The sequence below is a fragment of the Rathayibacter sp. AY2B3 genome (assembly GCF_002931755.1).
Taxonomy (GTDB): Bacteria; Actinomycetota; Actinomycetes; order Actinomycetales; family Microbacteriaceae; genus Rathayibacter.
Map to the genome: position 1 here is coordinate 1 of NZ_PSUG01000075.1, position 9529 is coordinate 9529.

The following is a 9529-nucleotide window of genomic DNA, read 5'->3' on the forward strand; positions in this document are numbered from 1 at the left end:
GTCGGGGGAGGCGGCGGGGGCCGTCCTCGGAGGCTAGGCGGGGCGGGGTGCGGCGTCCGCCCGTTGACTTCCCAGGTGCGCGGCCGTGCTCGCAGGTCCGCCCCCCTGGCTCGCGCTCCGTTCTCCTCCGGCTCCCGCGACTGTTCAGGAGTTGTCGCACTCGAGCTCGAGTGCGACAACTTCTGCACACTCGGCGACGACGGTGGACGGGACGGGGCCGGCGGCTCCGCGAGTACGCGGAAGTGACCGTACCGGAGCGCGAGTACGGCGGCTTCGGAGGAGTGGCGACCGGACCGGGGGGTGTGGGTCGCGAGTGCTCAGGAGTCGTCGCAGTCGACGCCGAGTGCGACGACTTCTGGACAGTGGGCGGGAGGCCCCGGCGGCACGCATCGCGCCCGGCGCCCGCGACCTAGGGTGAGGGCATGCATCCGCTCGACGCCCAGGACCCGCTCGCGCACTGCCCCGAGCTGTTCGTCCGCACCCCCGAGATCCGCTCCTACCTCGACGGCAACTCGCTCGGCCGGCCGCTGCGCGCGAGCGTCGCCCGGCTCGCGCGGTTCGCGGAGGAGGAGTGGGGCGGCCGCCTCATCCGCGGCTGGGAGGAGGGCTGGCTCGACCTGCCGCTCGAGGTCGGCGACGCCCTGGGCTCCGCGGTGCTGGGAGCCGCGGCCGGGCAGACGGTCGTCGCCGACTCCACGACCGTCCTGCTCTACAAGCTCGCCCGCGCGGCGATCGCCCGCCAGGCGGAGCAGGGGCGCGACGAGATCGTCGTGGACACCGACAACTTCCCCACCGACCGGTACGTGCTGGAGGGCATCGCGGCCGAGACCGGCAGCACGCTCCGCTGGATCGACTCCGACCCCGGGAGCGGCGTCGGCCCCGACGACCTCGCCCCGGTGCTCGGCGAGCGGACGGCGCTGGTGCTGCTCAGCCACGTCGCCTACCGCTCGGGGTTCCTCGCCGACGCCGCGGCGATCACCGCCCAGGCGCACGAGGCCGGCGCGCTCGTGCTCTGGGACGCCTCCCACTCCGTCGGCTCGGTGCCGCTCGAGCTCGACGCGTGGGGCGCGGACCTCGCGGTCGGCTGCTCCTACAAGTACCTCAACGGAGGCCCGGGGGCGCCCGCGTGGGCGTACGTCGCCTCCCGGCACCAGGGCTCGCTCGCGCAGCCGGTCCAGGGCTGGATGGGCGTCGCCGACATGTTCGAGATGGGCCCCGGCTACCGTCCGGCCGAGGGGATGCGGCGCTTCCTCAGCGGGACCCCGCCGATCACGGGGATGCTCGCGATGCAGGACATGATCGCGCTGATCGCCTCGGTGGGCATGACCGCGGTGCGCGCTAAGTCCGAGGCGATGACGGCGTACGCGCTGGAGCTGGCCGACGCGTGGCTGGTGCCGCGAGGGGTGCGGGTGGCGACTCCGCTCGACCCCGCCCGGCGCGGATCGCACGTGACCATCGCGCACGAGTCGTTCGCCGGCCTCGTGCCGCGGCTGCAGGCGGAGGGGATCGTGCCGGACTTCCGGCGGCCCGACGGCATCCGGATCGGCCTCTCTCCGCTGTCGACCACCTTCGCCGAGCTGGAGCTGGGCATGGCGGCCGTCCGCGACTCGCTCTCCTGACCCCTGCCCCCTCCCGCCTCCCCGCCCCGGTGAGGGAACCCCGAACCGTCGAGGGAACCACGGACAGCGGGTTCCCTCGACGATTCGGGGTTCCCTCGGTGGGGCGCAGGGGCAGGGGGAGGAGGGGCAGGGGGAGGAGGGGCAGGTCAGCGCGCGTCGCGCGTGCGCCGGGTGCTCTCGCGCTGCAGGGCCTCGACGAGCTCGGCCTTCGTCATGCGCGAGCGGCCGGAGACGTCCAGGCGCTTCGCGAGGTCCATCAGGTGCGCCTTCGTGGCGTTCGCGTCCACTCCGCCGGCCGTCTCGCCCCCGGGCGAGCGGCCGCGGCCCTCGGCGCGGGAGTCGGAGGGGCCGCTCTCGGCCTTGCGCTCCCAGTGGTCGCCGACCTTCTCGTACTCGTGCTTCAGTGCGGCGAAAGCGGTGCGGTGGGCTCGCTCGCCGTCGCCGTAGCTGTCGACGGCGGAGTCGTGCGCGGCCGACCAGAGCTTCTGCGCGTGCTCGTCGGAGCGCTCGATGGTGGACGGGATCTGTTCCTCGCGGGGCATGGCGGCCTCCCTCTCGTCCCCCGACGCTACGTCGGGTCGGAGGGGCTGGTCACCCCGTTGACGAGCGCGCGGCGGGCGCCTCCGTCCCCGGAGCGCAGTCGTGAGCCCGCTGCCGGTGTTCTCACCGGGCCGACGCCGATGATGGGGCGATGTTCATCCCGACCAGAGCCGCCGGTCTCGAGGCGCTCGACGACTTCGTCACCCGCGCCGGCTCCGCCTACGCCCGCGACCGCAACCACGACCTCGGGCCGTCCCGGGACAACGTCTCCGGACTCTCGCCCTACCTCCGCCACCGCCTCGTCACCGAGCGGGAGGTCGTCGCCGCGGTCCTCGCGCGGCACCGGCTGACCGCCGCGGAGAAGTTCGTCCAGGAGGTGTTCTGGCGCACCTACTGGAAGGGCTGGCTCGAGCAGAACCCGGACGTCTGGCGCCGCTACCGCCGCGAGGTCGCGGAGTCCTCCGCGGGCGATCCTCCGCCCGGGTACCTCGACGCGATCGGCGGACGCAGCGGCATCGACGCGATGGACGCGTGGGTGAGCGAGCTCGTCGAGACCGGATACCTCCACAACCACACGCGCATGTGGTTCGCGAGCATCTGGATCTTCACCCTCGGACTGCCCTGGCAGCTCGGCGCCGACTTCTTCTACCAGCACCTGCTCGACGGCGACGCCGCGTCCAACACCCTGTCCTGGCGGTGGGTCGCCGGACTGCAGACGCCGGGCAAGACCTACCTGGCCTCCGCCTCCAACATCGCCCGGTACACGGAGGGGCGCTTCTCGCCGAGCGGACTCGCCACCACGGCCCCCGCGCTCACCGAGGAGCCCTTCCCGCCGCGGGCGCCGTTCGAGCGTGACGACGTCGTCGGGACCCTCGGCGCCCGCCCCGGCCTCCTACTGCACGAGGAGGACCTCGAGGCGGAGAGCCTGCTCGCCGAGCAGCCGGGTCTGGCCGAGCGCCTCGTGGCGTGCGCTGTCGCCGGGGACGCGGGCGGGCGCTCGCCCTCCGGGGTCTCGGACGCCGTCGCCTCCTTCACCGCTGCGGCGCTCGCCGACGCCGCCGAGCGCACCTCCGACTCGAGCGGCCGGTCGGCGCGGGTGCTCGCGGACGCGCGTCCCGGGTCGGTCGTCGACTGGGCGGTCTCCGAGCGGATCGACACCGTGGTCGTTCCGTACGCGCCGGTCGGTCCCGTCGGAGAGCGGGTGGAGGCGCTCCGCTCGGCTCTCGCCGACGAGGGGATCGCGCTCGTCACCGTGCGCCGCCGCTGGGACGGTGCGGCGTGGCCGTCGGCGTCGCGGGGGTTCTTCCCGTTCCGGAAGCGGATCCCGGCGCTGGTGCGCGACCTGGTCGAGCCCGCCGATGCGGCCCGCCTGTTCTGAGCCGCGTCTGCGCGAGCCGCGTCTGCGCGAGCCGCGTCCTGTGAGCCGCGTGCCGTGGGCCGCGTCCCGTGGGCCGCGTCCCGTGAGCCGCGTCCCGTGATCCACGTGCCGCGAGTCGCGTTGCGTGAGCCGCGCGCCGGGAGCCGTGTCCCGTGAGCCGTGTCCCGCGAGCCCCGTCCCGCGGAACCTGTCCGGTCCCGCGGGGCGGGTGCTGCTCAGCCGAGCAGGCGGTCGCGGAGGAAGTCGCTCGCGAAGCGGCCCGAGGGGTCCCACTCGGAGCGGAGGGTGCGCCACTCGTCGAGGTGCGGGTAGAGCGGCGCGATCTCGTCGGCTCCGGCGAGGAAGTGCTTGCCCCAGTGCGGTCGGGCCCCGAGCGGCAGCAGCGCGCCCTCGACGGCGGGGAGCACGGCGTCGACGCCGGCGCGGTCCTTCTTGAAGGTGAAGTGCACGCCGACGCTGTCGCGGCCTCCGGCGGGGGAGAGCCACTGGTCGTCGCCCGCCATGGTGCGCAGCTCCGTGATGAGCAGGACGTCGTCGATCCGCTCGCCGATCGCGCGCAGCGCCACGATCGCCTCGCGGACGTTCGCGCGCGGCACCATGTACTCGCTCTGGATCTCGTCGCCGGCGCTCGGCTCGCGGTCGAGGCGGAAGTGCGGCAGGCGCTCGGACCACGGTCCGACGGAGCCGCCGAACGGGTTCAGGTTGGAGTCGACGCCCTCCGAGACGGCGAAGAGGCTCGCGGAGGCGGCGACCGCGCCCAGGTGCGTCGCGTCGACGTCGGCGACGGATCCCGCCGCCACCTTGGTCTTCAGCCACAGCTGCTCCACCGTCGGCGAGGACCAGTGCGTCATGAGGCTGACGCTGTAGGCGGAGGAGGTGATCGCGTCGAAGTCGTCGAGCACGCGCTCCCAGGGCAGGTCGACGAACGCGTCCTGGCGGACGTCGAAGGTCGGCTGGATGTCGAGGGTCACGCGGGTGACGATGCCGAAGGCGCCGAGGCCGACGACGACGCCCTCGAAGCCCGGCTCCCCGCGGCGGATCGTGCGCAGCGAGCCGTCGGCGGTGACGAGCTCGAGGGCCGAGACGGCGGAGGAGAGGTTCGCGTTGCGGTCGCCCGAGCCGTGCGTGCCGGTCGCGATGGCGCCGGCGACCGAGATGTGCGGGAGCGAGCCCATGTTGTGCAGCGCCCAGCCGTTGCTGTGCAGGTGCGCGGCGACGACGCCGTATCGGGTGGCGCCGCCGACGGTGACGGTGCTCGCCTCGGCGTCGATCACGGGGTCGGAGGCCAGGCGCCCCAGGTGCAGCAGTGCGCCGGGGGTGTCGGGCAGGGAGTTGAAGGAGTGGCGGCTGCCGAGGGCGCGGACGCGCTCGTTCTCGCGGACGAGGCGCTGCACCTCCTCGACGGACTCCGGCTCGATGATGGCGGCGGCGCGGTACTCGTAGGTGCCCGCCCAGTTGCTCCGTGAGGTCATTGGTCCATTCTGCCGGGTGCTCGGGTGATTTGTTGTTGGTTGCAACGAATCGCGCGGTGGTGCACGGCACACTGCAGGGCGGAACGGCGTCGATACGGGTCGGGCGCACTCCGGGCCCCTGACAGGGAGGACGGCGATGACCGCGCGCAGACGACCCCGCTCCGATCTGTTCCGCGTGTGCGTGAGCCTCCTGGTCACGATCGTGGTGGCGGCGCGGGCTGGTGGCTCGGCTCAGGAATCGCGCGGACAGCGATGTGCGAGCCCGCGCTCGCCGGTGGTCCTTCCCTCCACAGGCGGGATACCGGGTCCGTTGTCCCGATCCTGGTCACGAGCCCAGGACCGATGTAGAGCCGCGTCTCAGGCTCGCGCTCCGGGCCGCCCGACGAGGAACCACGCCATCGAGCCCAGGAAGGGCGCCACCACGACGGCGATCGTCCACAGGCCCTTCCGCAGGGGATCGAGGCCGGAGCGGAGGACCTGTGCGACCGCGAGGATCGCGATTCCGAGATACGCGGCCCCGCACAGGGCGGCGATCACGCTGGTGCCGAGCAGTGACATGTCCATCGCCCGACGCTACGCACGGCGCGACGCTGCCGGATCCGCCGCGGGGCGGAGACTCCCGGCGATGCGCAGCGGGCCTCGCTCAGCGGCCGAGGACACCGGTGATCGTCCGCGCGCCGTCGGCGGGGAAGAGGGCGAGCCGCTGCTCCGTCCCCTGCTGCCGGACCGTGAGAACGGGAGCCGCGAGCGCGTGACCGTGGTGGTAGCCCGTCACCGACTCGGGGGCGTCCCCGGCGGTGAGGGGCAGGAACGCGATCGGCGAGAGGTCCGCGTCGGCACGGAACAGCGAGAGCGCCCTCGCGGTGACGACGGCCAGCAGCACGGGGTCCGGCTTCGCCGCGCGCAGCGCCGGGAGGTCGACCGCGGCTCCGGCGACCGCGAGCGTCCGCAGCGAGGCCAGCGTCTCCGGAGTGTTCAGCACCGCGGTGACACCGCCGTCCGGATGCTCGGCCCGCAGCCTCTCGAGGCTCGGCCGGGACCACCGCTCCTCGACGCGCCGTCGGAGCCCGAAGCCGAGCCCCGCGACGATCACCGCGGCCACCGCGAGCACCACGCCCCACCCTCCGTAGAGCTGGAAGGCCCGAGCGCCCGACCACGCCGCCGCGACGACCACCGTCGCCCCGAAGAACGCCTCGCTCCCGAGCGACCGCAGCCGGGTCGACTGCACCTCCTGCGTCACGAGTGCTCCTCCGGGTCGGGCGGACCTCCGGGCGGGATCACGTCAGCGCATGATCGCACCGGCGCCTGCGGGTCGGGCGGGGATCCGTCCCCTCGCGCGGGAGGCCGGCTCAGCGCCCGCGCCGCGCCCGCGGATCGGTGAGGAGCCGGACCGGGGGGGGGCTCCACGATGATCACGGTGGCGGAGCGGTGCAGGATCCGCACGGGCACGCGGCTCTCGCGGCCGTCGACGGTCCAGCTGGAGACGCCGCGGATGCGGCCGTCCTCGCGGTCGACCCCGACGGTGAGGACGCTCCGGAAGTCGGCGGACGCGGCGCCCATGCCGATCGGGAAGTCGCCGTCGGCGCCGTCGAGCACGAAGGCGACGTCGAGTCCGCAGTGCCCGCGCGCCCGTCGAGCCTCGGGGCACGGCCTGCCCGTCAGCGGGACCGCGGCAGCGTCACCCGGAAGCGCGCGCCCACGGGTCCCTCCTGCGCCACCAGGTCGCCGCCGAGTGCCCGCGCCAGTCCGCGGGCGATCGGCAGGCCGAGGCCCGAGCCGCCGTCGCCGCGGTTGCGGGCGTCGTCGAGGCGGACGAGGCGGTCGAAGACGCGCTCGCGGTCGGCCTCGGCGATGCCGGGGCCGTCGTCGTCGACGGTGATCGAGACGGAGTCGGCGGCCGCCTCGACGGCGACGTCGATCCGGGACCGGGCGAATCGGGCGCCGTTCTCGAGGAGGTTGCCGAGCACCTGGCCCAGCCGGTCGGCGTCGGCGCTGACCAGGAGCGGCTCGGCGGGCCGGTGCAGCTCGATCGCGAGGCCCGGCCGGCGCAGCTCCTGGCGCTCGATCGCGGCCTCGGCGACGCCCGCCGGGTCCAGCGGCCGCGACTCCAGAGCCAGGCCCTCGTCCAGCCGCGCCATCAGCAGCATGTCCTGGACGAGGCGGCCCGCGCGCAGCGACTCCCGCACGACGTGCACCGACAGGCGCTCGCGCTCCTGCTCGCCGCCGTCGCCGCGGACCAGGGCATCGGCGGCGGCCTGGATGCCGGCCACCGGTGTCCGCAGCTCGTGCGCGGCGTCCGAGACGAACGCGCGCATCCGCTGCTCCGCCGCGAGGGCCGTCGCCTCGGCGGCGAGGGCGCTGCGCTCGGCCTGCTCGAGGTCGTCGAGCATCTCGTCGAACGCGGTCGCGGTGCGGCCGAGCTCGGTCCGCGGCCGGGAGGGGCGCAGCCGCCGCCCGCGGTCGCCGTGCGCGATGTCGCGGGCCACGTCGGTCATCCGCTCGAGGGGCCGGAGGGTCGCGCGGACCACGACGACCAGCGCGAGCGCGGCCAGCAGGAGGAACACGGCCGACGCGGCGAGCAGGATCCCGTTCAGCTGGGCGAGCGTGCTGCCGACCGAGCCGACCTCGCTGGTGAGCTCGAGGCGGGTGCCGTCGCTGAGGGTCGACTCCAGCGTGATCAGCTCGTCGTCGGCGGCGATGCTGCTCGAGACGACGGTGACGGCGGCGGAGGCGGCACGGGGCGAGACGGCTCCGGAGGAGGAGCTCGTGCCGGGCGGCGAGGGCGGCTCTCCGAGCTGGTCGGCGGCTCCCGGGCCCAGGCGCAGCTGCTCGGGGCTCGGCCCGGCCACGACGTCCTCGCCCTCGGGGCTCGTGATCCGCACCGAGACGCCCTGCGCCGAGAGCCGGGAGGCGAGGGCGTCGTCGGCGATCGTGCCGACCAGCGCGGCGGCGGCGGAGGCGCGGTCCTGGAGCCGCTCCTCGATCTGGTCGCGGAGGCGCTCGCCGAGCACGGCCTGCACCGTCGCCGAGAGGGCCAGGAGCAGGACGGCCAGCAGTGCGAGCACGGCCAGGACCGTCCGGAGGCGGAGCGAGCCGGTGCGCAGGGCGTCCGGCCTGGAGCGGCTCACGCCTCCACCCGGTAGCCGAGACCGCGGACGGTGTGCACGAGCCGGTCGCCGTGCGCCTCCATCTTCTTGCGGAGGGAGCTGAGGTGCACCTCGACGAGGTTCGGGTCGACGTGGTCGTAGCCCCAGACCTGCGTCAGGATCTGCGTCTTGGTGAGGGTGCGGCCGCGGTTGCCGGCGAGGAAGGCGAGGAGACGGAACTCGGTCGCGGTGAGGTCGAGGGCGACGCCGCCGCGGCGGGCGAGGCCCGACTCCGGGTCGACGACGAGGTCGCCGATCTCGACGACGGAGGGGATGCGGCCGCGGCGCCTCAGCACGGCGGTCACGCGCTTGACGAGCTCGGCGAGCACGAACGGCTTCACCACGTAGTCGTCGACGCCCTCGTCGAAGCCGCGGAGGCGGTCGTCGACGGCGTCGCGAGCGGTGAGCATGATCACGGCTGCGTCGCTGCTGCGGCGGATCCGCTCGGCGAGCACGATGCCGCTCGGGCCGGGGAGCATCCAGTCGAGGATCACCAGGTCCGGAGCGAAGGTGCTCAGCTCGCGGGCGAGGTCCTCGCCGGAGACGAGACCGCGGACCGTGAAGCGCTCGCTGCGCAGCGCGGTCTCGACGGAGGAGCGGATGGCGTCGTCGTCCTCGATGAGGAGCACACGGGCGGAGGAGGGCATGTGCTCGAACCTAGGGGCAGCGGATCGGGGCGCACCCCGCGTCTGCTGTGGAGGGTCTGTTCTTAAGTGCGGCTTCAGATTCGCCGTCGAATCTGAAATGGAACCGGCCGCAACCGATCCCGAACGGGGTCGGCACCGGGCCGGACGAGGAGACACCCATGACCGAGTCGACCACCCCCACCGAGAAGGGCTCGAGCTTCGGGCCGCGCCGTCCGAAGAAGCGCGCCCTGACCATCGGCATCGCCGTCGGCGCCCTCGGACTCGTCGCGCTCGGCTCGACCGCCGCCTTCGCCGCGACGCCGTCGAGCACGCCGACCTCCAGCGCCACCCCGCTGCACTCCAGCTCCAGCGCTGCGCCGTCAGCGCCGTCGAGCGCAGCGCCGTCGACCGACGCGCCCGCCGAGGGCACCGCTCCCACCCCGCCCGGCCCCGGCCACTGCGGTCCCGCGGGCCCCGGCGCCGCCGCGCTGCCGGCCCCGCCCGCCGACGGCACCGCGCCGACGCCCCCGAGCGACGGCTCAGCACCGACGCCGCCGACGGATGCGCCGACCCCGCCGACCCCGCCGACCGACGGCTCCGCGCCCACTCCGCCCACGGATGCGCCGACCCCGCCGACCGACGGTTCCGCGCCCACTGCTGAGCCCACCGCTCAGCCGACCGCTCAGCCGACTGCTCAGCCCTCGGCCGAGCCGACCCGCACGCCGGCTCCCGCTCCGGCCGGCGCCGT

General features: G+C 74.6%; 9 protein-coding genes and 1 pseudogene. 3 read left to right on the plus strand and 7 right to left on the minus strand.

The window, feature by feature from the left end:
• The first annotated feature begins 422 nt into the window (after positions 1-422).
• The gene (locus tag C5C24_RS16945) at positions 423-1619 is read left to right on the plus strand and encodes a kynureninase (RefSeq protein ID WP_104305527.1); all 1197 of its coding nucleotides are present in this window, start codon (positions 423-425) and stop codon (positions 1617-1619) included.
• A 146-nt stretch (positions 1620-1765) separates the two neighbouring features.
• Here the strand turns inward: C5C24_RS16945 and C5C24_RS16950 are convergent, their stop codons facing one another.
• Entirely contained in the window at positions 1766-2161 is a 396-nt protein-coding gene (locus tag C5C24_RS16950) for a ChaB family protein (RefSeq protein WP_104305528.1), read from the minus strand.
• Positions 2162-2310: 149 nt separating this feature from the next.
• On the opposite strand from C5C24_RS16950, the gene C5C24_RS16955 reads away from it, so the two are divergent.
• Entirely contained in the window at positions 2311-3537 is a 1227-nt protein-coding gene (locus tag C5C24_RS16955; RefSeq protein WP_104305529.1) for an FAD-binding domain-containing protein, read from the plus strand.
• Between the two features lie 215 nt (positions 3538-3752).
• Here C5C24_RS16955 and C5C24_RS16960 read toward each other — a convergent pair whose 3' ends face one another.
• From C5C24_RS16960 to C5C24_RS16985, 6 genes are all read right to left on the minus strand, one after another.
• A complete protein-coding gene (locus C5C24_RS16960; protein WP_104277933.1) occupies positions 3753-5009 on the minus strand; it encodes a D-arabinono-1,4-lactone oxidase in 1257 nt (418 codons plus the stop codon).
• Positions 5010-5366: 357 nt separating this feature from the next.
• Positions 5367-5573 carry a PLD nuclease N-terminal domain-containing protein gene (locus C5C24_RS16965; RefSeq protein ID WP_104234604.1) on the minus strand — a complete coding sequence of 69 codons (207 nt, stop codon included), beginning with the start codon at positions 5571-5573 and terminating at the stop codon, positions 5367-5369.
• Between the two features lie 79 nt (positions 5574-5652).
• Positions 5653-6249: a hypothetical protein gene (locus C5C24_RS16970; RefSeq protein ID WP_104305530.1), complete on the minus strand. Its 597-nt coding sequence runs from the start codon at positions 6247-6249 to the stop codon at positions 5653-5655.
• Positions 6246-6605, minus strand: a complete 360-nt coding sequence (locus tag C5C24_RS16975; protein WP_104305531.1) for a hypothetical protein — start codon at positions 6603-6605, stop codon at positions 6246-6248. The genes C5C24_RS16970 and C5C24_RS16975 overlap by 4 nt, the downstream gene beginning before the upstream one ends.
• Positions 6606-6667: 62 nt before the next feature.
• The gene (locus C5C24_RS16980) at positions 6668-8137 is read right to left on the minus strand and encodes a HAMP domain-containing sensor histidine kinase (RefSeq protein WP_104305532.1); all 1470 of its coding nucleotides are present in this window, start codon (positions 8135-8137) and stop codon (positions 6668-6670) included.
• Positions 8134-8802, minus strand: coding sequence for a response regulator transcription factor (locus C5C24_RS16985; RefSeq protein ID WP_104277940.1), 669 nt, complete (start codon positions 8800-8802; stop codon positions 8134-8136). Before C5C24_RS16985 ends, C5C24_RS16980 begins: the two co-directional genes overlap by 4 nt.
• A 158-nt stretch (positions 8803-8960) precedes the next feature.
• Between C5C24_RS16985 and C5C24_RS18130 the strand changes: the two are divergent.
• Positions 8961-9529, plus strand: a pseudogene (locus C5C24_RS18130) (hypothetical protein); the annotation flags it as partial.

Bases quoted from the DNA above. Each gene is read 5' to 3' on its own strand.
- C5C24_RS16960 (WP_104277933.1), bottom strand. From the start codon at position 5,009: ATGACCTCACGGAGCAACTGGGCGGGCACCTACGAGTACCGCGCCGCC.
- C5C24_RS16955 (WP_104305529.1), top strand. From the start codon at position 2,311: ATGTTCATCCCGACCAGAGCCGCCGGTCTCGAGGCGCTCGACGACTTC.
- C5C24_RS16950 (WP_104305528.1), bottom strand. From the start codon at position 2,161: ATGCCCCGCGAGGAACAGATCCCGTCCACCATCGAGCGCTCCGACGAG.
- C5C24_RS16985 (WP_104277940.1), bottom strand. From the start codon at position 8,802: ATGCCCTCCTCCGCCCGTGTGCTCCTCATCGAGGACGACGACGCCATC.
- C5C24_RS16965 (WP_104234604.1), bottom strand. From the start codon at position 5,573: ATGGACATGTCACTGCTCGGCACCAGCGTGATCGCCGCCCTGTGCGGG.
- C5C24_RS16945 (WP_104305527.1), top strand. From the start codon at position 423: ATGCATCCGCTCGACGCCCAGGACCCGCTCGCGCACTGCCCCGAGCTG.